We start from the raw sequence: 23,098 nt of genomic DNA, 5'->3' as shown, positions 1-23,098 counted from the left end.
AGGGAAGAGGTCCTATGAGCAAGCGTGCAGTCCTGGAGGTGATCGCCCTCGACGTCGAGGACGCGGTCGCCGCCGAGGCCGGTGGCGCGGACCGGCTGGAACTGGTCACCGACATGGCCGCCGACGGGCTGACCCCGCCGGTCGAGGTCTTCGCCGGGATCCGGGCCGCCGTCGGCATCCCGTTGCGCGTGATGCTGCGGCTGGCCGACGGGTTCGCGGCCGGGGACGTACGGGCGCTCGTCCGGGCGGCGCGGGACTTGCGGGCCGCCGGGGCGGACGAGTTCGTGCTGGGGTTCCTGGACCAGGCCGGGGAGCCCGATCTGGCCGCGGTCGAGTCGGTGCTCGGCGAACTGGACGGCTGCCGTTGGACGTTCCACCGGGCGATCGACCGTGCGGCCGACCGGGACGCCCTGCGCAAGCGGCTGTCCGACCTCCCCGGTCTGGACACGTACCTCACCGCGGGCGCGGCGGGTGGGGTGGACGAGGGGTTGCCGACGCTGCTCGCGGAGGCGGGGCGGCGGGGTGAGCCCGGGTACGAGGCGCAGCTGCTGGTCGGTGGCGGTCTGCGCCTCGGCCATGTGCCGGTTCTGTGCGCGGCGGGGGTGGACGCGTTTCACATCGGTGGGGCGGCGCGGCCGGGGGGTTGGGCGGGGGCGGTCTCCGCGGAGGCCGTTGGGGTGTGGCGGGCGGCGCTGGACGCGCCCTCCCGGCCCGCGCCCTGACGACACCCGCGCCGGCCGCGCCCCTGGGATGGCGGGGGTGCGGTGTCGGGTGCGGGTGCGTCGTGGCCGGTCGCGCAGTTCCCCGCGCCCCTTGGGGGTGGTGGGTGAGGTTTGACGTGGGGTGCGGGTGCGTTGTGGCTGGTTGCGCAGTTCCTCGCGCCCCTTGGGGGTGGGGGTGGCGGGGTTTGGCGTGGGGTGCGGGTGTGTTGTGGCTGGTCGCGCAGTTCCCCGCGCCCCTTTGGGGCGGGGTGGGATGGGGCGCAGCCCCTTTTGGGGGCGCGGGGAACTGCGCGACTGGCCCCCGCCGGGCCGCAGGTGACGCACGTCGTCAAGCGGGGCCCGAGGGCCACAGGGCTACTGCGTCAGCTGCGCCGGCAAGGCGTCCGCGTGAGTCACGATCAGGCCCGAGACCGCCCGGGTCAGGGCGACGTACAGCCGCCGCAGCCCCGTCCGCTCGTCCGGTTCGCCGGAGACGACCGCCCCCGGTTCGTCCAGGACCACGTAGTCGTACTCCAACCCCTTGGCGAGCGACGCCGGCACCAGTGTGAGCCGCGCCGCGAGTGTCGTCTCCTCGCCCGGGGCGAGGTACGGCAGGCCCGCCTCCGCGAGGGCCGCCGCGAGCACCGGCACGCGCGCGTCCGCCGCGATCAGCCCCACCGACCCCTCGTGCGCGAGCAACTCCCTGCACGCCGCCACCACTTCCCCGGCGGAGCCCGCCGCACGGACCTCGAAGAAGCCCGGGTTCTCCCGCACCGACGCCACCGGCGCGAGACCCGGCGCGATGTGCGGGAGGAGCCGCGACGCGTACGTGATCACGTCCGTCGGGACGCGGAAGCCCGCCGTCAGCTCCTCCACGACCGCCTCCGGCTTGCCCAGGTGGGCCAGCGCCTCCTCCCAACTCCGCGTCGCCCACGGCGTCGTACCCTGCGCCAGGTCACCGAGCACCGTCGCCGAACCGGTCGTGCAGCGCCGCCCCACCGCCCGGTACTGCATGGGCGACAGATCCTGCGCCTCGTCGAGCACCACGTGCCCGAGCGAGTGCGTGCGCTGGACGAGATCGGTCGCCTCGTCGATCAACACCGCGTCCGCCGCCGACCACTTGGCGGACTTCGCGGACCGTACGGGCTTCGCCCAGCGGATCGTGTCCTGCTCCTCCTCCGTCAGGACGCCCTCGGCGTGCCGGGACAGGAACTCCGCGTCGGACAGGAGGCGGAAGACCAGTTTCGCCGGGTCCACCGGCGGCCAGATCGCCTTCACCGCCGCCTTCACGGCGGGATTGCGGGCCACCGCGTCCTGCACCCGGTCGTCCGGCGCCTCGCCCGACCGCTCCATCTGCACCAGCACGGCGTGCGCGATGCGCTGCGGCAGGGCCTCACGGGCGGCGCCGTACCGGATGTCCCGGTCCAGCAACTCCTGCACGATGTCCGTCAGTTCGTACGCCGGTACGCGCCAGCGCCGCGAGCCGCGCACCACCACCACGGGCTCGGCAGGCGGCGTCACGTGCGCGCGGACGGCCCGGCGCAGCACCTCGGCCATCCGCGCGTCGCCCTTGATGACGGCGGCCGGGGCCCCGTCCGTGCCCCGTACCTCCACGTGCGCGACCAGGTCGTCGACCGTGGCCTGCCTGACCTCCAGCTCGCCCAGCGCGGGCAGCACCTGCTCGATGTAGTGCAGGAAGGACGCGTTCGGCCCGATGACGAGGGTGCCGGTCCGGGCGAGCCGGTCGCGGTGGGCGTACAGCAGGTACGCGACCCGGTGCAGACCGACCGCCGTCTTGCCGGTGCCAGGACCCCCCTGCACACAGACCGTGCCGCCCAGACCGGACCGTACGATCTCGTCCTGCTCCGGCTGGATCGTCGCCACGATGTCCCGCATCGGGCCCACGCGCGGGCGCTCGATCTCCTGCTGGAGGAGCTTGCTGGTGGCGGCCGCCTCGGCGGGGTCGGAGAGATGCTCGTCCTCGTACGCGGTGAGGTCGCCGCCCGTGTAACCGAAGCGGCGGCGCAGCGCGATGTCCATCGGGCTCTTCCGGGAGGCCCGGTAGAACGGCTGCGAGACCGGGGCACGCCAGTCGATCACCATCGGGTCGCCGCTCGCGTCGTGCACGTGCCGGCGGCCGATGTAGAAGCGTTCCCCGTGCGCGCCCTCCGCCCGCTCGGCACCGGGGGAGTGCAGGTAGTCGAGGCGGCCGAAGAACAGCGGGGTGTGGGACAGGTCGGCGAGGGACTTGATGCGGTCGTCGATCTGGCGGGTCAGAACCTCCGCGTTGACCCAGTTCGCGGTGACGTCCCGGATGTCGAGGGACTGGACGTCCTCCCGCATCGAACGCAGCGCGGCACGGGAGTCCGCGAGATGGGCTCGCTCGCGGGAGAGCGGGTCGTCGGGGCGGGCGGCCCCTGACGGACCCGGGCCGGACGTGGTGGACGGCACGGCGGACGGCATGGCGGAGTCGGGCGGGGTGGACACGGGTGTTGCCTCCGGGGCCTGAGCTGCGGGGCCGCGCGGGCCCTGCTGAGTGGCGGTGGGCCGACCGGTTTCCGTCCGGGCGGCGGCGCTCCACGACGGGAGGCGGGCAAGAGCGGAGATCCTAGGCGACCGGGGGCGGCCGGGGCCAACCGTTTTTTCCCGTACGCCCGTCGGCACCGTCGGCGCGCGCCCCTGATCCCCCTAGGGGACGCCGTCCCCCTACCTACGGGGTAGACGTCGCCCCGAAGTCGTACACGGAGACGACAGAGGTTCGGCCCGCAGGCCGATGGAAGTGGAGCCGCCGGGTTCCACCATGGATACATGAGCACTGCGACGTTCACCCCGGCCCCCGTCCGCCCCCTGCCGCCGTCCGGCGCGACCGCCCTGCCGGGCGGTCACCGCCACCGGCTCGGCGACGCCCTGCGCGCCGTCAAGGTCTTCGCCGGCGCCGCCCTCGGCGTGGTCCTGCTCGGCGAGTACGGCGAGGAGGCGGGCGTACGCCGCCGGTAGGCACGACTAGTTGTCGGCCAGCAGCTCGTCCGCGTCCACGATCCGGTACGCGTACCCCTGCTCGGCCAGGAAGCGCTGGCGGTGGGCCGCGAAGTCCTGGTCGATGGTGTCGCGGGCCACGACCGAGTAGAAGTGGGCCTGGTGCCCGTCCGCCTTCGGGCGCAGCACCCGGCCGAGACGCTGGGCCTCCTCCTGGCGGGAGCCGAACGTGCCCGAGACCTGGATGGCGACCGTCGCCTCCGGCAGGTCGATGGAGAAGTTCGCGACCTTCGAGACCACCAGGACGCTGATCTCCCCCTGCCGGAACGCCTCGAACAGCTTCTCGCGCTGGGCGTTCGACGTCTCGCCCTTGATGACCGGCGCGTCCAGGTGCTCGCCCAGTTCGTCGAGCTGATCGATGTACTGGCCGATGACGAGCGTCTGCATTCCCGCGAACCGGCGGACCAGCGCCTCCGTGACCTTGCGCTTCGTCGCCGTCGTCGCACAGAAGCGGTACTTCTCCTCCGCCTCCGCGGTCGCGTACGCGAGCCGCTCGGAGTCCGTGAGGTTCACCCTGACCTCGACACAGTCGGCCGGCGCGATGTACCCCTGCGCCTCGATCTCCTTCCAGGGCGCGTCGAACCGCTTCGGCCCGATGAGCGAGAACACGTCCGACTCGCGGCCGTCCTCACGCACCAGGGTGGCCGTCAGACCGAGCCGGCGGCGCGCCTGGAGGTCGGCGGTGAACTTGAAGACCGGCGCGGGCAGCAGGTGCACCTCGTCGTAGACGATCAGGCCCCAGTCGCGCGAGTCGAACAGCTCCAGGTGCGGGTAGACACCCTTCCGCCTGGTCGTCAGCACCTGGTACGTCGCGATGGTGACGGGACGGATCTCCTTGCGCGTACCGCTGTACTCGCCGATCTCCTCCTCGGTCAGCGTCGTGCGCTTCACCAGCTCGTGCTTCCACTGCCGGGCCGAGACGGTGTTCGTGACGAGGATGAGCGTGGTGGCCTTCGCCTCGGCCATGGCTCCTGCCCCGACCAGCGTCTTTCCGGCGCCGCAGGGCAGCACCACCACCCCGGACCCGCCGTGCCAGAAGTTCTCCACGGCCTGCTTCTGGTACGGCCGCAGGGACCAGCCGTCCTCGGCGAGCCCGATGGGGTGCGCCTCGCCGTCCACGTACCCCGCGAGGTCCTCGGCCGGCCAGCCCAGCTTCAGCAGCGTCTGCTTGATCTGGCCGCGCTCGGAGGGGTGCACGGCCACCGTGTCCGCGTCGAGCCGGCTGCCGACGAGCGGGGTGATCCGCTTCGAGCGCAGGATCTCCTCCAGCACCGGCCGGTCGGTGGTGGTCAGGACGAGCCCGTGCGCCGGGTGCTTGCTCAAGGTGAGGCGGCCGTAGCGGCCCATCGTCTCCGCGATGTCGACGAGCAGCGCGTGCGGCACCGGATAGCGGCTGTACTGCACGAGCGCGTCCACGACCTGCTCGGCGTCGTGCCCCGCCGCACGCGCGTTCCACAGCCCGAGCGGCGTCACCCGGTAGGTGTGGATGTGCTCGGGCGCGCGCTCCAGTTCGGCGAAGGGGGCGATGACCCGGCGGCACTCGTCCGCCAGCTCGTGGTCGACCTCCAGGAGCAGGGTCTTGTCGGACTGGACGATGAGTGGACCATTCACGCGCGCGTCCCCTTCTGCACAGCCGTGACAGCCGTACGACGTGCACGGCCAAACGTCCAGTGTGCCTGATCGCCGGGGCGTGCCGCTCTCCAGCTGTGGTCCGGCTCCAGTCCCACTGCCGTCCCGCTGTCGTCCCTCTGTCGTCCGACACCGGAACGGTCGGTGTCGCGCGTCCTGTCCTACTGGATGTCTATTCATTCCAATGAGTGGCGTGAATTCTTATTTACCGGCGCTGCCCCCAAGAATGGCGACCCGGCAGGTCACTGCCCCAGCTCACCGCCGAGGGAGAGCCACCGTTGTCCGGTCCCAGCCATGCCCCGTCGCCCGCGCCGCTGCCCGCCGTCTCCACGCCGACCACGACGCTCGGGTACGCGCTCTTCGCCACCCGCTGGCTCCAGGCCCCGCTGTACTTCGGCCTGGTCGCCGCGCAGGGCGTGTACGTCTACAAATTCTTCAACGAGCTGTGGAATTTAATCCTCCGGTGCGTGACCGGGCAGGCGAACGAGACGTACGTCATGCTCGCGGTCCTCAAACTGGTCGACGTCGTCATGATCGCCAACCTGCTCATCATGGTGATCGTCGGCGGGTACGAGACGTTCGTCTCGCGCATCGGCCTCCAGGGCCACCGCGACCAGCCGGAATGGCTCTCACACGTCAACTCCAACGTGCTGAAGGTCAAGCTGGCGACGGCCATCGTCGGGATCTCGTCCGTCCATCTGCTCCAGATGTTCGTGGACGTGCACCACACCTCGCACCACTCGCTGCTGTGGGGGACGGTCATCCACATGGCGTTCATCGCCTCGGCGGCGATCCTGGCGTACATGTCGGGGCCGATGGCGGAGCACGGGGACCGGTCGCACCGGGGGCACGGGCAGGAGCCCGGCCCCGGGGTGGGAGGAGGCACCGCCGTCGGCGAGTCCCCCCTCCCTTCCGTCCTCCCCCTCGCCCCTGGCTCCACCCCCTCCACCGGCTCTCCCGGCTCCTCCGTACCGGCCGAGTTCTCGCTTCCCGTCGCCGCCCACGCCGCCGCCCACGCCGCCGCCCACGCCGCCACGCGGGCCGGCGCGCCGATCCCGGCGCAGGCGGCCTCCTCCGCCTACGACTCCTACGAGGCGGGTGCCGAGGCGCGGATCCGGGACGCCGGGTTCCCCGCCCGGAAACTGCTCGAGGAGTTCGACGAGGAGTACCCCCAGGTCTTCGACCGGGAGGCGGTGTCACGGCTCGGCAAACTGGACTTCGTCGCGGCGCGGCGCAACGTCGTGTTCGTCGGGCCGCCGGGCACCGGCAAGACGCATCTCGCCGTCGGCCTCGGCGTACGGGCCTGCCAGTCCGGACAGCGGGTGCTGTTCGGGACCGCCGCACAGTGGGCCGCGCGGCTGGCCGAGGCCCGGGCGGCCGGCCGTCTCGCCGAGGAACTGGCCGCCCTCGACGCCCACCCCCTGCTGATCGTCGACGAGGTCGGCTACACCCCCTTCGGCACGGACACCGCCCACCTCTTCTTCCAACTGGTCGCGCACCGCTACGAGCGGTCCTCCCTGGTCGTCACCACCGACCGCCCGCTCGGCCGCTGGGACGAGATCTTCGGCGCCTCCGCTCCCGCGATGGTCGACCGGCTCGCGCACCACGCGGAGATCGTCCGCCTGGAGGGGGAGAGCTACCGCATGCGCCGGGCTACCTCAGCGTGGGCAGAGTGAGGTTGTTGAGCAGCGGACCCTCGATGCTCACCCCCTCGGTCACCAGTGGTTCGGCGGCGGCCACCGGCAGGGGCAGCGGCAGGGCGGGCCCGGGGGACGGGACGGCGGCGGCCTGCGGGGCGAGCACACCGATGAGCGCGGCCGAGGCGAAGAGGGCGACCGTGGCGGCGGCCCGCGCGTGCGTGCGGCGCTTGCGGTGCACCGGCGACCCGGTGGGAGCGGCTTGCGCGGGCTGGACCGGTTGGAGGGGCTGGACGGGCTGGACGGGTTGCGGTGCCTGGACAGGATGGGGCGGGTGGCTGGGACTCATGGCGACTTCGGAGCCTTTCGGGAGCGGCTGAGCTGCTGAGCCGGGGCCCGGGGGCCCGCGGAGGGGGCGGGCCGGGCCCGGATTACTGCCGGGTCCGGCCCGCGGGGCACGCGGGGTGTACGGGGGCTGTACGAGGCGACTAGAGCGTCACGCCCCCGCCGAGATCGATGCCGATCGCCGCGGCCTGTGAGGCGAGTGCGCCGAGCAGGGCGGCGGTTCCGATCAGGACGGTGGCGACACGACGGGCAGCGCGCATGGGATTCCCTTTCCGTTGCTTTCCATTGCGTGAGCAGGACTCCGCCGGACGGAACACTGGATGACCAGAGCTCTGAGTGAGCGGAATGCCGCATGAGTTGAACGCTGAGTGACTGCCCAGCCGCTCACGCAGCGATGCGGCGGAACCCGCGAAGTCCCTCATGGGTGGGAAGCGTCCGGCGTGGCGCGCATGAACCGCCGCCTACACCCGGACGAGTGAGGGGCCGGTGAGCCGGACACCTGGGGAGCGGGCTCAGGCTTGCTCGTCCGCCAGCTCCGCCACGCCCGTCACCCGGTGCAGGGGGTAGGTCCTGACCTCGTCCGCGGTGTGGTCGTACGCCGTGACGAAACCGCCCTCGACCCGGACGGGGGCGATGACGCGCTGGCTGGCGGAGCCCTCGGCGTTGACGTAACCGATCCACAGGGTGCCGCCGGTCAGGACGGCGGCCTGCATGGTGGCGAGGGTCTCGGCGGGCGTGGTGCGGGGGAGCGTGCCGTCCCGCTCGGGTGCCGAGGCGGGCTGCTTGCGCGGTGTCGTGGAGGCCAGGTCACCTGCCCGGATGGCACGGATCGCGGCGCCCAGCAGGGTGGTGTCGGGGGCCGGCGGACCGTCGGGGACCGGCTCGGGCGCCGTACGCGGGGGCGTGCGGTGGGCGAGTGCGCGGGTGATCAGCACATCCCCCTCGGCGGACTCGGCGGCCGGTGCGAACCCCATGGCGCGCAGGCCCTCCAGGAGCGTGGCGGGGTCGGCCTGGGCGGCCAGGACCGTAGGCGCGAGGCGGCGCAGCCGGAGCCCCTGCGACCGCTTGTCGGCGACGATCTCGTTCAGGAGCGCGTCGTCGTCGCAGCGGACGTACGCCGAGGCGGCCCCGATCCGCAGGTGCCCGTGTCTGCGCGCCACGTCGTCGATCAGGTAGGCGAGCGGCTGCGGCACCGGCGTACGGGAGTGGGCGGCGAGGAACGCCTGGAGGTCGGAGGCGGAGCGGCCCGCGTCCAGGGCCCGGCGTACCGAACCCGGCGTGAAGCGGTACACCGTCGCCCCGCCCTTCGACTCGACGTCCGCCAGCACGTTCAGCACGTCGGCCAGGGGCCGTTCCAGCGGGCCCGGGGCCACCGCCGTGAGGTCCGCCTGGAGGAGGACGTGATCGAGGGGCTCCGGAAGCAGCGGGGCCAGGAGACCGCCGGCCCGGGCGGCGGCGGAGGCCACCTCGGCGGGGGAACGGGGTGCGGGCGGGGGCGCCGGGAGGTGGTGGTGTCTGTGGTGGACGGGGAGCTTGGCACCGGGACCGTCGGCGTCGCCGGGACCTCCGGACGGGTCCGGGGCGGGGGCGGACGGGGCCGGTGCCGCCGCCCCGAGCAGCGCCCGTCCGTGCGCGGACAGTGCGCCCCTTCCGGTGATCCCCAGCGACTCCGCCTCGGTCAGCGTCCACCGGGCGAGGCGGGCCCGCAGATCGTCGGAGGCGGCGGCGCCGCGCAGGGCGCGCTCCCAGTGGAGGCGTTCGACGAGGGCGTCGGGGGAGGCGGTGCCGCCCTCGGGCAGTGCCGCGAGGAGTGAAAGGACCCGGAGACGGACCTCGGGAGCCGCCGAGCGGTCCAGGCCGGGGCCCAGCGCCGACAGGGTGCGCTCCTTGGCGTCCCGGCCGCCGATCACGCCCGCCGTACGGGTGGCCGACAGCCAGGCCGTGGCCAGCCGGGTCCAGCGCTCGGCCGCCGGAAGGTCCAGCCACTCGTCGTAGGCGGGCGTCGCCGCGTACCGCTCGTCGGCCTCGCCGTCCGAGGCCAGCAGGCCCGCCGCGTACGCGAGTTCGACCCAGAAGGCGGCGACCGGCTCCGGCAGGTCCAGGGCCACGGCCGTGCGCTTCAGGTCCCGTACGCTCAGGCCGCCCGCGCGCAGCACGGCCGGACCGCCCTCGTCCCAGTCCTTCAGCAGCTCCTCGACGGTGGCCAGCGCGGTGTACGCCTGGCCGGCCGCCGTGGCGTCCACCACCTGCGGACGGTGTACGGCGGTGGGCTCGACCGGCGGAGGCAGCGGTTCCGTCCGCCGGTGTGCCCGTCCCGCGCGCAGGTGGAGGGCGACCTCGCGGGGCAGCACGACCGTGCCGGGTGCCGTCGGCAGGAGCAGTCCGCGGTCCAGGAGCCAGCGCAGCCGGGCCGCCGGGTCGGCGGTCACCTGACCGTACGGCGGCCCCCAGACCAGCCGCGACAGGACCTCCAGGGACTCCGGCGGGGCCGCGTCGAGCAGGCCGGACATCCGGGCGCGGTCGGTGAAGAGGGCCGTCAGCGACTCCACCGCGGACACCGCGTCGTGCGTCGTCGCCAGTCCGGCCGCCTTGAGGAGCTCCTGGATCCGGCCCGGCGACATGCCGGCCATGGCCTCCGCGACCGTCGGCCCGAGGCCCGTCGGGGACGGGTGCTGCGGCGAGGGCGCGAGCAGTTCACGGGCCGTGCGGACCAGGCGGAGCCGGTCGTCGGAGCCCCAGACCAGCGCCTGCTCGCGCAGGACGGCCACGGCACGGGGGAGGACCTCGGTGACCACCGGGTCGCCCGCGTCGCCCGCCATCAGGTGCAGGAGTGTGCCGTACGGCGCCGGGTCCGGGGCCACGGCCAGTGCCTCCGCCGTCTGGAGGGCGAACCGGTCCAGGCGCTCCAGGGCACGGATCACGGAGGCGCGGGTGCCGGCCCGGGTGGCCAGCTGCGTGAGGTCGGTCGGTACGGGCGTGATGAGGTCGGGGCGGGCCCGCAGCAGCGCGGACAGGGAGGAGTCGTCGCGGGCCCGCAGGGCCTCCGCGAGCGAACGAGGGTGTGCCCCGGCCGTGGCGGGCTCCTCGGCGGGAGCCCCGCCGTGAGCCCCGCCGGGCTCCTCCGATGACTGCTCCTGGACGCTCATCCGCTCCACGGTAGCGGGTGGGCCCCCACCGCCGTTCCCGGTGCGGTGCGCCACTGCCGTGCCGGGGCCCGTCGCCGGCGGCGGGCGCGGTACCGTCGTTCGCGCGGGGCATGGCAACGCGGGAGCCCCGGAGGGGACTTCGTGGGGATCGAGAGCGACCAGCTCGTATTCGACTATCTGAGCCGGGTGGGCGACCTGGCCCAGCAGAGACAGCTGCCGTCCGGGACGCGCATGCGGCTCGTGTCGGAGCTGCGGAGTGAGATCGACCGGCGTCGCGCCAAGGCGGTCCTCGACAGCCCGGCCGCGGTCCGTCGCATCCTCGACCGCATCGGGACGCCCGAGTCGGTGGTCGCGGCCGCCGGTTCCGGTTCTGCTTCCGGTGCCGGGTCCGATTCCGGTTCGGGTGCCGGTGGTGGCACCGGGGGTGGGGGCGGGGGCAGGGCCGCCGTTCCCCCGCAGCGGGCAGAGGAGCCGGAGGTGCGGCCCGGGCGGCTGCGGCGTCTGGTGCCCAGGCCGCGGTCCGCGGAGCCGGGGGCTTCCGGGACGGCCGGTACCGCGTCCGATGCCGGGGCCGACGCGGGGTTCGAGACCGCGCCCTCTCCGCCGCACCTCGCGAGCACGGAGGAGCTGGGCTCCGGGACGCAGCCCGACTGGTGGCGGGTGGACAGCGGGCCCTTCGGGGCCATGGACAGCGTGCCGGGGTTCGTGGGGGGCGTGGAGATTCCCGAGCTGTTCGAACCGCCGCCGTCGCCGCTTGACGGGGAGCCCTCGAAGCCGAAGGCGGGGGCGGTTGTGGAACCGGCTGTGCCTGCCGGGGCTGCCGGGGTCGCCGGGACTGCCGGGCCCGTCGAGGCGGGCGGCGGTGCGGGTGGGCGGGTGCGGCGCCGCTTCGTGCCCCGGCTGCGGCCTGTGCGGGGTGGCTGGGCCAACCCGTTGCTGCTGCTCGCCGCCGCGCTGCTGGTCGCCGGTGCGGTCGTCGGGAACCTCGTCCTGCTGGGGCTCGGCTGGCTCATCGCCTACCTCTCGCGCCGGCTGAGTCCCACCGAGTCGAAGTGGGCCGTGCTCGGTGTGCCCGGTCTGGTCCTCGCGGGGGGTGTCGTGTGGCTCTGGGGCCGTACGGAGCGGCGGTGGGGGGCGCCGATCGTGGAGGGGGAGATGAACGCCGCGGTCGCCGAGACGTGGCCGGTTGTCCTGCGGACTGCGGCGGTTGCTTCTGCGCTGTTCTTGGTGTGGCGGTCGCAGAGGAGGTAGTTGGGTGCGGGTGGGGTGTGGCTGAGCGCGCGGTTCCCCGCGCCCCTGAAGAGCCCCTGGCGGGGCTCCGGGGCCATGGGGTTGGACGGGTTGGGGGCGGGTGCGGGTTTGTGGGGGCTCAGCGCGCCGTTCCCCGCGCCCCTGACGGGGCCCTGAGGGTCCCTGAGGGGTGGGCCCGTGGGGTGGGGGTGGGGGTGGTCAGAATGGGGGGATGTGCTCTTTCTTGGGGACCGTCGGGTTCGACCTTGACATGACTCTTGTTGATTCCCGGCCGGGGATCCGTGCCTGTTATGAGGCGCTGTCCGCGCGGACGGGGGTCTTCATCGATGCCGAGCTGGCCGTCAGCCGGCTCGGGCCACCGCTGGCCGACGAGTTGGTGCACTGGTTCCCGGCCGAGGAGGTCGCGGCCGTCGCTGACACGTACCGGGAGATGTACCCCGCGTACGCCATCGCCGCGACACCCGCGATGGCCGGTGCCCGCGAGGCGATGGCCGCGGTGCGTGCGGCCGGGGGCCGGGCCGTCGTCGTCACCGCCAAGTACGAGCCGAACGCCAAGCTCCATCTCAGCCATCTCGGCATCGAGGCCGACGCGGTCGTCGGCGACCTGTGGGCCGAGCGGAAGGCGGAGGCCCTGCGTGAGTACGGCGCGGGCATCTACGTCGGCGACCACACCGGCGACGTACGCGGCGCCCGCGCGGCGCGGGCACTGTCCGTCGCCGTGGCCACCGGCCCGTGCGACGCCGACGAACTGCGCGCGGCCGGCGCCGACGTGGTCCTCAAGGACCTGACGGAGTTCCCGGACTGGCTGGCCGGTCACCTGGGGGCGCGCCCCTGAGGGTGGGCCCCCGGGCCGGTCTCAGGAACCCTCGCGCGCCCGTCGACGACCACTGGCGATCGACTGGAACACCCCCGCCCCCGCGATGAGGAATCCGACGCCCATCAACATGCTCAGACCGAACATGTACGTGGGAAAGGGCGTCGTGTCGAGGAGCAGCGGGGCCACGGTGACCAGGGTGGCCACCGCTCCGACGAAGAACACGATGGCACCGGCACGGATCAGTCCGTCTCCGGCCGCGGCGGAATTCGGTTGGGTTTTGTCACGCACTCGACCAGGGTAGTTCCCTGCCCGGAGGAACAATCCGGCGACGTCTTGTCAGCAGCCGCCGGACCATTAGCCTTGGTACCGGCGGGTCCGACGACCCGCTGTAGTGCTGTACGGACCTGTTTCCCGAGCAGTTTCAGCCGCAGTTTTTCCGACGCAGTTCCCGACGAGTACGAGGACGAGGACAGACGTGCCTACCGGCAAGGTCAAGTGGTTCAACAGTGAGAAAGGCTTCGGCTTTCTCTCCCGCGACGACGGCGGCGACGTCTTCGTTCATTCCTCGGTCCTGCCCGCCGGAGTCGATGTTCTCAAGCCGGGTCAGCGTGTGGAGTTCGGTGTGGTCGCCGGGCAGCGCGGTGACCAGGCACTTTCGGTGACGCTTCTGGACCCCGCGCCTTCCGTCGCGGCCGCCCAGCGCCGTAAGCCGGACGAACTCGCGTCCATCGTGCAGGATTTGACGACCCTCCTCGAAAACATCACACCGATGCTCGAGAGAGGCCGCTACCCCGACAAGGCGAGCGGCGCGAAAATCGCCGGCCTCCTGCGTGCGGTGGCCGACCAGTTGGACGTCTAGCCGCTGACCGGGGCGCCCCGCGGGGCGCCCCTCGGGGTGCGGACACCGGCAAGGGTCTCGTCATGGAAACGACAGCGCCCCCGGCGCGAGAGCCGGTACGAGTCCTTCGGCCGCCGCCCGTGTGAGGAGGCCGCGGACCGCCGCGTATCCGTCCTCCCCGAGGTCCGCCGTGAACTCGTTGACATACAGCCCGATGTGCTGGTCGGCGACCGACGCGTCCATCTCCTGCGCGTGTTCCAGCACATAGGGCCGTGATGCCTCGGGATCGTCCCAGGCCGCCCGTACGGACGCCCGCGCGGACTCCGCCAGCAGCCGCAGCGTGGCCTCGCCCAGCGAGCGCTTCGCGATGATCGCGCCCAGCGGGATCGGCAGGCCCGTCGTCCGCTCCCAGTGCTCACCCATGTCCGCGAGCTTGTGCAGCCCGTAGTTCCGGTACGTGAAACGGGCCTCGTGGATGACCAGTCCGGCGTCCACCTTCCCGTCCCGTACGGCGGGCATGATCTCGTGGAACGGCATGACCACGATCTCGCCGACCCCGCCCGGGACGGTGTCCGCGGCCCAGAGGCGGAACAGCAGGTACGCGGTCGACCTCTCGCTGGGCACGGCGACCGTGCGGCCGGTGAGGTCCACGCCCGGCTCCCGGGTCAGGACCAGCGGCCCGCAGCCCCGCCCGAGCGCGCCCCCGCAGGGCAGCAGGGCCCACTCGTCCAGGACGTACGGCAGGACGGCGTACGACACCTTCAGGACGTCGAACTCGCCGCGTTCGGCCATGCCGTTGGTGATGTCGATGTCCGCGAAGGTCACGTCCAGCGCGGGTGCTCCCGGGAGCCGGCCGTGGGCCCAGGCGTCGAAGACGAAGGTGTCGTTCGGACAGGGCGAGTACGCGGTCCGCAGCGGTTCGGTCGGGCGGGGCCCGCTCTGCGCGGGCTCAGTGTGTGGGGTCATGTGGGTTCCAACTCTCCAGTACGGGCGTGAGCTTCCCGAACGCCCCGGTGAGTGCCGCCAGGGCGTCGCCGATCCGCCAGGCGGCGCGGTCCCGGGGGCCCACGGGGTTGGACACGGCACGGATCTCCAGGACGGGTACGCCGTGTGCGGCGGCCGCCTCCGCGACCCCGAACCCCTCCATGGCCTCGGCGAGCGCCCGGGGGTGGCGCCGGCGCAGTTCCGCGGCGCGCGCCGCGCTCCCGGTGACGGTGCTGACGGTCAGGACGGTCCCGGTGCGTGCTCCGGTGACGTCCGCGATCTCTCGTACGAGTGATTCCGGTGGCCGGTGCGTGACGACTCCGAACCCCAGTCCGGTGACCGGGGTGAATCCGTCGGGGGTCTCGGCGCCCAGGTCCGCGACGGTGATCTCGTCCGCCAGGACGAGGGAGCCGACGGGCGCGCCGGGCTGGAACCCGCCGCCGATGCCGGTGGAGACGACCAGGTCGTACGGCGCACCGGCCAGCGCGGCGGCGGTGAGTGCGGCGGCGGTCGACGCGGCGGCGGCCGCCGGGCCCACGCCACCGGCGAGGAGGTCGCAGACGGCCGAGAGGCCGGTCGGGGTCACCCTGCTCAGGGCCGCTCCCGGAACCGGGTGCTCGCGCGCGGGGGCCGTGTACGCCGCGGCCACCGCGTCCCGTTCGACGGGGACCGCGGTGGTTACGAGAACACGCATGAGCGGCGGACGGTGCGGGCCGCGTGGTTCACGCGGGCCGTGCGGGCCGTGCGGGTCATGCCGGGCGCACGGCTCAGGCGTCCGCGTTCTTGAGCTTGAAGTTCCAGACGCCCTTGAACTGCGTACCGGACTCGTTCTGCTTGACGACGCTGATGTAGATCGTCTTCGGGGGCTCCTGGCCCTCCTGCGCGGCGAAGAGGTCGACGCCCTCGAAGGCGTAGTACGTCTTCTTGTACGGGGCGGTGACCTGCTGCCCGTTGAGATACAGGGCCCAGCCCTCGTCGGCGATCTCCGGGTCGACACCGATCCGCAGGGTCTCGCCCTGGGAGACGCTGATCGTGTCGGAAGCCTTCTTGAGGGCGCACTTGGTCGCTTCCTCCTTGCCGATGTCCTTGCCGTCCTCGTAGCACTCGGCCTCGGCGCTGATCGAGTTCTTGCCGACCGTGACGGTGGCCATCGGCGTCGGCTTGTCGCAGGCGGACAGGACGAGAAGTCCGGCGGAAACGGCGCCGGCGGCGGCGACGGCGCGGCGGCGGCGCGCAAGGGGACGCTGGGAGCTCATGGGCGAAGGTTATCGGGCGGGTCGGGCGCTCCGGCCATGTGGGTGGCCTACGCGGCGTGCCGCGGGCCTGATCGGGTCGGGTGCCGGGTCGGGTCAGGGCCCGGTCCGAGTCCTGGCCCGGCCCGGCGCCGGAGGCCGTCACGCCACGCGCGCGTGCTGGCGGCTGCCGTGCCGGGCCGCGCCCAGCAGCCCGCGGACCGTGGTGAGCCAGCCCGCCGCGATGATCGTGGCGGCCACCGCCATGCCGAGCGTGCCGTTGAGCGGCAGGGCGATGCCGATCGCGCCGCCGACCACCCAGGCCATCTGCAGCAGCGTCTCCGAGCGGGCGAACGCCGAGGTCCGCACCAGCTCCGGCACGTCCCGCTGGATCAGCGCGTCCAGCGACAGCTTGGACAGCGCCTGCGCGAACCCGGCGAACGCGGCGAGCACGGCCACCAGGAGCACCCCGAAGAACACCGCCGCCGTGATCGCCACGCCCAGCACCACCGCGACGACCGTGACGATGATCAGCTCCGGCGCCCGGGATCTCAGCGCCGCCCCGACCGCCGTGCCCAGCGCGTTGCCCACGCCGGCCGACACGCCGACGATGCCCAGCGAGACCGCCGCGCTGACGCCCGCGAGGGGGTGCTCGCGCAGCAGGAACGCCAGGAAGAAGATCAGGAATCCGGAGAGTCCGCGCAGCGCGGCGTTCGCGGCGAGCGCGTGCGTGACCCCCGTGCCGACCGTACGCAGGCCCGGGCGCTTGGGCTGTTTCCGGTGCGGCCCGCGCAGGTGCTGCTCGTCCGCGGCGAGCAGGGCCTTGTCCTCGCCCTTCGCGGAGTCGACCTTGTGGGGCAGCGAGAACGACAGGAACGTACCCGCCACGAAGATCACGAAGGCGCCGTAGAGGGGGTAGCGGGGGCCGAGGGCCTGGAGCCCCGCTCCGATCGGGGCCGCCACGCCGGTCGCCAGCAGACCGCCGAGGGTGACCCGGGAGTTCGCCTTCACCAGGGAGAACGAGGGTGGCAGCAGCCGGGGCACCACGGCGCTTCTGACCACGCCGTACGCCTTCGACGCCACCAGCACGCCGAGGGCCGCCGGATACAGCTCGATGCTCCCCGTCACGACCGCGCCCGACAGCAGCAGGGCCATGAACGCGCGGGCCATGAACGCGCCCGCCATCGCGGCGCGCCGGCCGTGCGGGAGGCGGTCCAGGAGGGGGCCGATGACCGGGGCGAGGAGCGTGAACGGGGCCATGGTGATCGCCAGGTAGAGCGCCACCCGGCCGCGTGCCTCGTCCGTCGGGACCGAGAAGAACACCGTGGAGGCGAGCGCCACGGTGATCATCATGTCGCCGGCGCCGTTCACCCCGTGCAGTTCGATCAGCTTGCCGAGGCCCGACTCGCCCGCGCCGTGCGCGTGTGTCGCCTTTCTGATGCCTCTCGCGGTGCCGGTGAACGGCAGGTGCAGGGCATGCCCGACGGAGCGGACGGCCCCGCGCACCGGGCCCGCTCCGCTCTTGCCTTCTGCCCCGGCCCCACCGACCCGCGTGGTGCTCTGGGGCGACCTTGCGGCTGCCACTCCGCAATAGTGCCCCGGATATTGCGGATGTAGTGCGGTTACCGCCCGTATAGCGACTGAGTGGGTTCCGCGGATCGGTCGCCGGGCACGCCCGGCGGGCACCCGCGGCGTCCGGCGGGCGAAACGCCGTGGGCTGTGAGCCGCGCAAACGCCCTGAGCGGTATGCGGGGGAAACGCCGTGAGCGGTGAAAGGAACGCCGGTGTAGGCCCAGCGCCGACGAGACGGTAGCGTGCGTAGCGCGCCCGCGGCGGTTGTTCTCGGCCGCGCGCCTCTCGGTCATCCCGCAGAATGGATGACGTAGGTGCGCCCGAGTGCGATCGGGCGCGGACGTCGACGCGGCCCTCCGGTCCGCTCCGTCCGCACCCCCGTCGAGGGATGGCGCACTCGTGAGACGGCGTAGGAGAGAAGCGATACCAGTGAGCGCGACAACGCGAAGCCGAACCCCCGACCGTCTGTGTGCCGAGGCCGTGGACCTCGCCCGGGCAGCCGCCGAGGAGGCCGCCGCTCCCGGCGTCGTCGGGGAACACGCGGGGATGGTCAGCGAAGGGGACCGCGTCGTCACGCACTTCTTCGAGTGCAAGGAGATGGGCTACCGCGGGTGGCGGTGGGCCGTGACCGTGGCCCGGGCCTCGCGGGCGAAGGTCGTCACCCTCGACGAGACCGTGCTGCTGCCCGGGCCCGACGCCCTGCTCGCGCCCGAGTGGGTGCCGTGGAGCGAGCGGCTGCGGCCCGGGGACATGGGGCCGGGCGACCTGCTGCCCACGGACGCGGAGGACCTGCGTCTGGAGCCCGGGTACTCGGGGGAGGACGAGCCCGCTCCGAACGCGCTGATCTCCGAGGAGATGGCCGAGCTGGCCGAGGCGGAGGACGCCGAGGTGGTGGCCGGGACGCCGGCCACGCTGCCGCTCGTGCCGTCCCGCGGGTCGATCGCCTCCGTGGCCGAGGAGCTCGGCATGCGGCGGGCGCGGGTCCTCTCGCGGTACGGGCTGCATGTGGCGGCCGACCGGTGGGAGGAGTCGTACGGGGCGAAGACGGCGATGGCGCAGGCAGCGCCGGCGACGTGCGTCAGCTGCGGGTTCCTGAATCCTGTCGGTGGGTCGCTCGGACAGGCGTTCGGGGTGTGCGCGAACGAGTTCTCGCCCGCGGACGGTCGGGTGGTGTCGCTGTCGTACGGGTGTGGGGGGCATTCGGAGGCGGCGGTCATGCCTGCGCCGCCGCGGCCTGCGCCGCCGGTGATCGACGAGACGCGGGTGGATCCGTTTCCGCTCCGGCCCTCGGCGGACTCGGGGTCCGTACCGATGGGACCGGACGAGTCCTCGGCGGAGCTGGGCCACAGCTAGGCCGTGACCGGCCGGCTGTGATGTGCGGGTTGTGTGTGACTGATCGCGCAGTTCCCCGCGCCCCTTGAGTGGGCGCGGGGTACCGCGCGGTCGCGCGGTACCTTTCTGCGGCGGATGGCGGCGCGTGCCGGCGTACGACGAGAGGGAGAACACAGCGTGAGCAACTTCGTGCGGGCGGCCACCGAGGGCACGGATCCGTTCGGCACGGCCCGCCTGCGGCGCGGGGTGCTGGACGCCTGGGCGACGAGCCCGGCCCGCTTCCGCGAGGACGCCAACTCCGAGGAGGACCTCGTCCTCGGCGGCTACCGGGACCGCCTCGTCGTCGAGCTCGCACAGAACGCCGCCGACGCAGCCTCCCGCGCAGGCGTCCCCGGACGCCTGCGGCTCACCCTCCGTGACGGCGTCCTCGTCGCCGCGAACACCGGCGCCCCCCTGGACGCCACCGGTGTCGAATCCCTCTCCACCCTGCGCGCCTCCGCGAAGCGGGACGACCACGACAGCGCCGTCGGCCGCTTCGGCGTCGGCTTCGCGGCCGTCCTCGCCGTCACCGACGAACCGGCCCTGCTGGGCCGGCACGGCGGCGTCCGCTGGTCCCTCGCCGAGGCCCGCGACCTCGCGTTCGACACCGCCCGCCACAGCCCCGGCCTCGGCGACGAACTGCGCCGCCGCGACGGACACGTACCGCTGCTGCGGCTGCCGTTCCCGGCCGAGGGCTCCGCCCCGGACCCGTACGACAGCGTCGTGATCCTGCCGCTGCGGGACCCGGCCGCGGAGGCCCTCGCGGAGCGGCTGCTCGGCGGGATCGACGACGCCCTGCTCCTCGCCCTGCCCGGGCTGGAGGAAGTGGTCGTCGAGACCGGGGACGGGGAAGGGGGCGTACGGACCCTGCGGCGGCGCAGCGACGACGACGGCTGCGTGGTCGTCGAGGACTGCCGCGACGGCACGACCCGCTGGCGCACCGTCTCCGCGCACGGGGTCCTGGAGCCGGCGCTGCTCGCCGACCGGCCCGTCGAGGAGCGGCTGCGCCCCCACTGGTCGGTCACCTGGGCGGTCCCGGTCGACGCGGACGGCACCCCGGGCCGCCCCCGTACCGGCCCCGTCGTGCACGCGCCCACCCCCAGCGACGAACCCCTCGGCGTGCCCGCGCTGCTGATCGCCTCGCTCCCGCTCGACACCACCCGCCGCCACGCCGCCCCCGGCCCCCTCACCGACTTCCTGGTGCGGCGCGCGGCCGACGCGTACGTCGAACTGCTCGCCGCCTGGCGGCCCGTGACCAGCGAGATCATCGGACTGGTGCCGGGGCCGCTCGGCAAGGGCGAGCTGGACGGGACCCTGCGGCAGGCGATCCTGGAACTGCTCCCGAGGACGGCGTTCCTGCCGCCCGCGGTCGAACCGGGCGACGATCCCGACCTCCCCGAGGCCCTGCGCCCCCGCGACGCCGAGGTGGTGGAGGGCGCGGGTGCCGAGACCGTACGGGTCCTCGCGGAAGTACTGCCCAGCCTGCTCCCCGCCGGGCTCGAACGGCGCGCGGAGCTGCGCACCCTGGGCGTCGCGCGCGTGCCGCTGACCGAGGCGGTCGACCGGCTCGCCGGCCTGGAGAAGGACCCCGAGTGGTGGCGGCGCCTGTACGACAGCCTCGCCGGGGTCGACCCGGACCGGCTGACCGGGCTGCCCGTGCCGCTCGCCGGGGGCACCTCCCAGGCTTCTGGCTCTGGGGGAGCTCGGACGACGATCGGGCCACGGCAGGTCCTGCTGCCCACCACGGACGGCGCCCAGGTGGCGCCCGACGCCCTGGCCCGGCTCGGCCTCAAGGTCGCCCATCCGGACGCCGTCCATCCGCTCCTGGAGAAGCTGGGCGCCCTGCCCGCCACCGCGCGGGCCGTGCTGACCACCCCGCAGGTCCGCGCGGCCGTGGCCGGCTCCCTCGACGACGACCGCGGCGCCTGGGACGACGACACGGCTCCGGACGCCGAGGAACTGGCCGACACCGTCCTCGCGCTCGTCCGGGACGCCGGCCTCGAACCCGGCGACGAACCCTGGCTCGGCGCCCTCGCCCTCCCCGACGACGAGGGCGAACTCGTCCCGGCCGGCGAACTCGTCCTGCCCGGCAGCCCTTTCGCGCGGGTGATGCGGGAGGACGAACTCGCCTCCGTGGACGCCGAACTGGCCGACCGCTGGGGCGAGCAGCCGCTCGCAGCCTGTGGCGTACTGGCGAACTTCCAGCTCGTACGCGCCACGGACGTCGTCCTCGACCCCGACGAACTGGAGCCGCGGGACGGCGACTTCGCCGAACCCGACGACGCGGGGCTGCTCGACGCCGTCGACGTGTGGTGCGAGGACGCCCTGGACGGGCTGCCGGAGTCACCGGTGCCGCCCGTCGCCACGGAGATCGTCGCCGTGCGCGACCTCGACCTCGTGGACGACGACCGCTGGCCCGAGGCCCTCGCCCTGCTCTCCCGGCCGCCGCTGCGGGACGCCCTCACGCAGCCGGTCCGCGTTCTGCTGCCGGACGGCACGCACGAGATCATCCGCTCGTACACCGCCTGGTGGCTGCGCGGGCACCCGGTCCTCGACGGCCGCCGCCCGGCCGGCCTGCGCGCCGAGGGCGGCGACCCGCTCCTGCACGGCCTGTACGACGCCGCCGACGCGGCCGGCTTCGACGACGAGCAGGTGCTGCGCGCGCTCGGCGTCCGGACGTCCGTGGCCGCGCTGCTCGCCGAACCGGGGGGCGGCGCCGAGCTGTTGGACCGGCTCGCCGACCCCGACCGCGAGGTGTCGCCCTCCCAACTGCACGCCCTGTACGGCGCGCTGGCGGACCTCGACCCCGACCAGGTGACCCTGCCGGACGAACTGCGTGCCGTGGTCGACGGGCAGGTGCGGGTCGTGGACGCGGCCGACGCCGTGGTGGTGGACTCGCCCGACCTGCTGCCCTTCACCGCCGGCACGCCCCTGCTCCCGGTACGGCCCTCGCGCGCCGCCGACCTCGCCGAGCTGTTCCAGGTCCGGCGGCTGAGCGAGTCCGTCACGGGTGAGGTGACCAGCGAGGGCGCCGAACACGACGTACCGGAGTCCGTACGGGTCCTGCTGGGCCCTTCGACCCCCGCGACCTACGTCGAGCACGAGGAACTCGTCGTCGACGGCACCGAACTCGACTGGCGCCGCACCCGCGACGGGGTGCTGCACGCCAGCACGCTGGAGGGCGTCGCCGCGGGCCTCGCGTGGGCGGCCGGGCAGTGGCCCCGCCGCTTCGAGGTGGCCGCGCTCCTGGAGGACCCGTCCAGGACGGAGGAGCTGGCACGGGACCGGTGGTTCGACTGAGCCCGGCCCGCCGGGGCGCGGCCGTACGCCGTGCGCCCCGGCGGGCCGGAAAGTGATCTGCGTTACACGCTCACAAAAAATTCACCCGCCGTACAACCATCGGTCTGCGCCGCGTATCTGATCATGCGAGTCAACAGGCTCCAAGATCACTCGGGCCCACGTGAAGACGACCGTCGGGCCCCTTTCTCCATCAGGGGAAACACATGCGCATACGTGCCACCGTGGCCGCCGTCACCGGCGCCCTGGCCCTTTCCGCGTTCGCCGTCCCGGCCGCGCAGGCCGACGACCCCTCGTACCGCGAGACCGCCGCCGCCGCCTTCGAGGCCGCCCACAGCGGCGCGGCCAAGGCGCAGCGCAGCGCGGCCGCCACGCCCGTCGACGGCGACCTGAACGCCTCCTTCTCCAACTTCAAGATCGCCTCGGTGCTCAAGGTCGGCACCACCAACCAGGTCTCCACCAAGGTGACCTACAAGCTGACCCACGGCGCCGACGTGGACCTCGGCTCCCTGGACCTCGCCACCGGCCCGTACATCTACAAGGGCTCGTTCGCCACCCCGGACAACGTCATCTTCGGCTTCGAGGCGGCGACCTGCATCGAAGCCTCGACGACCGTCGCCAACTGCACCGGCTACGTCGACATCCTCCCGGGCGAGGGAGAGCTGCTCAACAGCGACGCCGGCAGCTGGAAGGGTGGCGCGCTGCTGCTCGACTACGTCACCGGCTCCTACGCCGACCAGGGCGACCTCGCCACCACCAAGGTCCAGCGCAACTCCCGGCTCACCGTCAACGCCTCCCCCGAGCCGGTGAAGAAGGGCAAGACCATCACGGTCACCGGGTCCCTGACGCGTGCCAACTGGGAGACGAACAAGTACGCGGGCTACACCCAGCAGTCCGTGAAGCTGCAGTTCAAGAAGAAGGGCGCGTCCACGTACGCGGACGTCAAGACGGTCAAGTCCGGTTCCGCCGGCGCCCTGAAGACCACGGTGAAGGCCGCGACGGACGGGTACTTCCGCTACGACTTCGCCGGCACGAGCACCACTCCGGCGGTCAAGGCCGCGGGTGACTTCGTGGACGTGCAGTAACCCTGCCGGTCGCCGCGCCGACGACGGCCCCACGCCCCGGGCGGGTGTGGGGCCGTCGTCGTGTGCGGGTGCGCTCCGGCTGGCCGCGGGGGGGGCCCCCCCCCCCCCACCCCGGGGGGGGGGGGGGGGCCGCCACCCCCCCCCCCCCCCCCCGCCC

Annotated in this window: 18 protein-coding genes; 9 read left to right on the top strand and 9 right to left on the bottom strand. The window is 73.5% G+C overall.

Annotated elements, in window-relative coordinates; all coding sequences use genetic code 11:
* Window positions 1-14: 14 nt before the first annotated feature.
* Window positions 15-722 carry a copper homeostasis protein CutC gene (locus tag ACFYXC_RS30230; RefSeq protein WP_389555158.1) on the top strand — a complete coding sequence of 236 codons (708 nt, stop codon included), beginning with the start codon at window positions 15-17 and terminating at the stop codon, window positions 720-722.
* Between the two features lie 354 nt (window positions 723-1,076).
* Here the strand turns inward: ACFYXC_RS30230 and ACFYXC_RS30225 are convergent, their stop codons facing one another.
* Window positions 1,077-3,164, bottom strand: a complete 2,088-nt coding sequence (locus tag ACFYXC_RS30225; protein ID WP_389555273.1) for a HelD family protein — start codon at window positions 3,162-3,164, stop codon at window positions 1,077-1,079.
* Window positions 3,165-3,509: 345 nt separating this feature from the next.
* Here ACFYXC_RS30225 and ACFYXC_RS30220 point away from each other — a divergent pair, with 345 nt between their 5' ends.
* Complete coding sequence (locus ACFYXC_RS30220; RefSeq protein WP_388913093.1) at window positions 3,510-3,698, top strand: hypothetical protein; 189 nt, start codon at window positions 3,510-3,512, stop codon at window positions 3,696-3,698.
* Between the two features lie 6 nt (window positions 3,699-3,704).
* Here ACFYXC_RS30220 and ACFYXC_RS30215 read toward each other — a convergent pair whose 3' ends face one another.
* Window positions 3,705-5,348, bottom strand: a complete 1,644-nt coding sequence (locus ACFYXC_RS30215) for a DNA repair helicase XPB (protein ID WP_388913096.1) — start codon at window positions 5,346-5,348, stop codon at window positions 3,705-3,707.
* 296 nt (window positions 5,349-5,644) lie between these two features.
* Here ACFYXC_RS30215 and istB point away from each other — a divergent pair, with 296 nt between their 5' ends.
* Window positions 5,645-7,042, top strand: coding sequence for an IS21-like element helper ATPase IstB (gene istB, locus ACFYXC_RS30210; protein ID WP_389555156.1), 1,398 nt, complete (start codon window positions 5,645-5,647; stop codon window positions 7,040-7,042).
* Here istB and ACFYXC_RS30205 read toward each other — a convergent pair.
* Window positions 7,020-7,352, bottom strand: coding sequence for a hypothetical protein (locus ACFYXC_RS30205; RefSeq protein ID WP_389555155.1), 333 nt, complete (start codon window positions 7,350-7,352; stop codon window positions 7,020-7,022). The genes istB and ACFYXC_RS30205 overlap by 23 nt on opposite strands.
* Window positions 7,353-7,860: 508 nt before the next feature.
* The gene (locus ACFYXC_RS30200) at window positions 7,861-10,494 is read right to left on the bottom strand and encodes a helicase-associated domain-containing protein (protein ID WP_389555154.1); all 2,634 of its coding nucleotides are present in this window, start codon (window positions 10,492-10,494) and stop codon (window positions 7,861-7,863) included.
* Between the two features lie 141 nt (window positions 10,495-10,635).
* Between ACFYXC_RS30200 and ACFYXC_RS30195 the strand changes: the two genes are divergently transcribed.
* Together ACFYXC_RS30195 and ACFYXC_RS30190 are read left to right on the top strand one after the other, a co-directional pair.
* Entirely contained in the window at window positions 10,636-11,745 is a 1,110-nt protein-coding gene (locus ACFYXC_RS30195) for a hypothetical protein (RefSeq protein ID WP_389555153.1), read from the top strand.
* Between the two features lie 211 nt (window positions 11,746-11,956).
* The gene (locus ACFYXC_RS30190; protein WP_388913113.1) at window positions 11,957-12,580 is read left to right on the top strand and encodes an HAD family hydrolase; all 624 of its coding nucleotides are present in this window, start codon (window positions 11,957-11,959) and stop codon (window positions 12,578-12,580) included.
* 21 nt (window positions 12,581-12,601) lie between these two features.
* Here the strand turns inward: ACFYXC_RS30190 and ACFYXC_RS30185 are convergent, their stop codons facing one another.
* The gene (locus tag ACFYXC_RS30185) at window positions 12,602-12,850 is read right to left on the bottom strand and encodes a hypothetical protein (RefSeq protein WP_388913116.1); all 249 of its coding nucleotides are present in this window, start codon (window positions 12,848-12,850) and stop codon (window positions 12,602-12,604) included.
* Between the two features lie 187 nt (window positions 12,851-13,037).
* Here ACFYXC_RS30185 and ACFYXC_RS30180 point away from each other — a divergent pair, with 187 nt between their 5' ends.
* The gene (locus tag ACFYXC_RS30180; RefSeq protein WP_388913120.1) at window positions 13,038-13,421 is read left to right on the top strand and encodes a cold-shock protein; all 384 of its coding nucleotides are present in this window, start codon (window positions 13,038-13,040) and stop codon (window positions 13,419-13,421) included.
* Window positions 13,422-13,481: 60 nt separating this feature from the next.
* Here the strand turns inward: ACFYXC_RS30180 and ACFYXC_RS30175 are convergent, their stop codons facing one another.
* The 4 genes from ACFYXC_RS30175 to ACFYXC_RS30160 form a co-directional block, all read right to left on the bottom strand.
* Complete coding sequence (locus ACFYXC_RS30175) at window positions 13,482-14,366, bottom strand: 1,4-dihydroxy-6-naphthoate synthase (RefSeq protein WP_389555152.1); 885 nt, start codon at window positions 14,364-14,366, stop codon at window positions 13,482-13,484.
* Window positions 14,350-15,078 (bottom strand): futalosine hydrolase, encoded by a 729-nt coding sequence (locus tag ACFYXC_RS30170; protein ID WP_389555150.1) that lies wholly within the window; start codon window positions 15,076-15,078, stop codon window positions 14,350-14,352. The genes ACFYXC_RS30175 and ACFYXC_RS30170 overlap by 17 nt, the downstream gene beginning before the upstream one ends.
* A gap of 73 nt (window positions 15,079-15,151) precedes the next feature.
* The gene (locus tag ACFYXC_RS30165) at window positions 15,152-15,640 is read right to left on the bottom strand and encodes a hypothetical protein (RefSeq protein ID WP_388913129.1); all 489 of its coding nucleotides are present in this window, start codon (window positions 15,638-15,640) and stop codon (window positions 15,152-15,154) included.
* Between the two features lie 138 nt (window positions 15,641-15,778).
* The gene (locus tag ACFYXC_RS30160; protein ID WP_389555149.1) at window positions 15,779-17,200 is read right to left on the bottom strand and encodes an MFS transporter; all 1,422 of its coding nucleotides are present in this window, start codon (window positions 17,198-17,200) and stop codon (window positions 15,779-15,781) included.
* Between the two features lie 417 nt (window positions 17,201-17,617).
* On the opposite strand from ACFYXC_RS30160, the gene ACFYXC_RS30155 reads away from it, so the two are divergent.
* From ACFYXC_RS30155 to ACFYXC_RS30145, 3 genes are all read left to right on the top strand, one after another.
* On the top strand, window positions 17,618-18,541 hold the full coding sequence (locus tag ACFYXC_RS30155) for a DUF3027 domain-containing protein (RefSeq protein ID WP_389555148.1): 924 nt from the start codon (window positions 17,618-17,620) through the stop codon (window positions 18,539-18,541).
* 156 nt (window positions 18,542-18,697) lie between these two features.
* Window positions 18,698-21,859: a sacsin N-terminal ATP-binding-like domain-containing protein gene (locus ACFYXC_RS30150; RefSeq protein WP_389555146.1), complete on the top strand. Its 3,162-nt coding sequence runs from the start codon at window positions 18,698-18,700 to the stop codon at window positions 21,857-21,859.
* A 203-nt stretch (window positions 21,860-22,062) separates the two neighbouring features.
* Window positions 22,063-22,941, top strand: a complete 879-nt coding sequence (locus tag ACFYXC_RS30145) for a hypothetical protein (protein ID WP_389555145.1) — start codon at window positions 22,063-22,065, stop codon at window positions 22,939-22,941.
* Window positions 22,942-23,098 lie beyond the last annotated feature (157 nt).

The organism is Streptomyces sp. NPDC002701, from assembly GCF_042889045.1.
In the GTDB taxonomy this organism is placed as follows: Bacteria; Actinomycetota; Actinomycetes; order Streptomycetales; family Streptomycetaceae; genus Streptomyces.
Note: the sequence above shows the minus strand (reverse complement) of the source record. Positions and strands in the feature narration are given on the sequence as shown.

Coding starts and splice junctions, on each gene's coding strand:
- ACFYXC_RS30170 (WP_389555150.1), bottom strand. CDS start 15,078: ATGCGTGTTCTCGTAACCACCGCGGTCCCCGTCGAACGGGACGCGGTG.
- ACFYXC_RS30165 (WP_388913129.1), bottom strand. CDS start 15,640: ATGAGCTCCCAGCGTCCCCTTGCGCGCCGCCGCCGCGCCGTCGCCGCC.
- ACFYXC_RS30205 (WP_389555155.1), bottom strand. CDS start 7,352: ATGAGTCCCAGCCACCCGCCCCATCCTGTCCAGGCACCGCAACCCGTC.
- ACFYXC_RS30190 (WP_388913113.1), top strand. CDS start 11,957: ATGTGCTCTTTCTTGGGGACCGTCGGGTTCGACCTTGACATGACTCTT.
- ACFYXC_RS30145 (WP_389555145.1), top strand. CDS start 22,063: ATGCGCATACGTGCCACCGTGGCCGCCGTCACCGGCGCCCTGGCCCTT.
- ACFYXC_RS30175 (WP_389555152.1), bottom strand. CDS start 14,366: ATGACCCCACACACTGAGCCCGCGCAGAGCGGGCCCCGCCCGACCGAA.
- ACFYXC_RS30200 (WP_389555154.1), bottom strand. CDS start 10,494: ATGAGCGTCCAGGAGCAGTCATCGGAGGAGCCCGGCGGGGCTCACGGC.
- ACFYXC_RS30220 (WP_388913093.1), top strand. CDS start 3,510: ATGAGCACTGCGACGTTCACCCCGGCCCCCGTCCGCCCCCTGCCGCCG.
- ACFYXC_RS30230 (WP_389555158.1), top strand. CDS start 15: ATGAGCAAGCGTGCAGTCCTGGAGGTGATCGCCCTCGACGTCGAGGAC.
- ACFYXC_RS30225 (WP_389555273.1), bottom strand. CDS start 3,164: ATGCCGTCCGCCGTGCCGTCCACCACGTCCGGCCCGGGTCCGTCAGGG.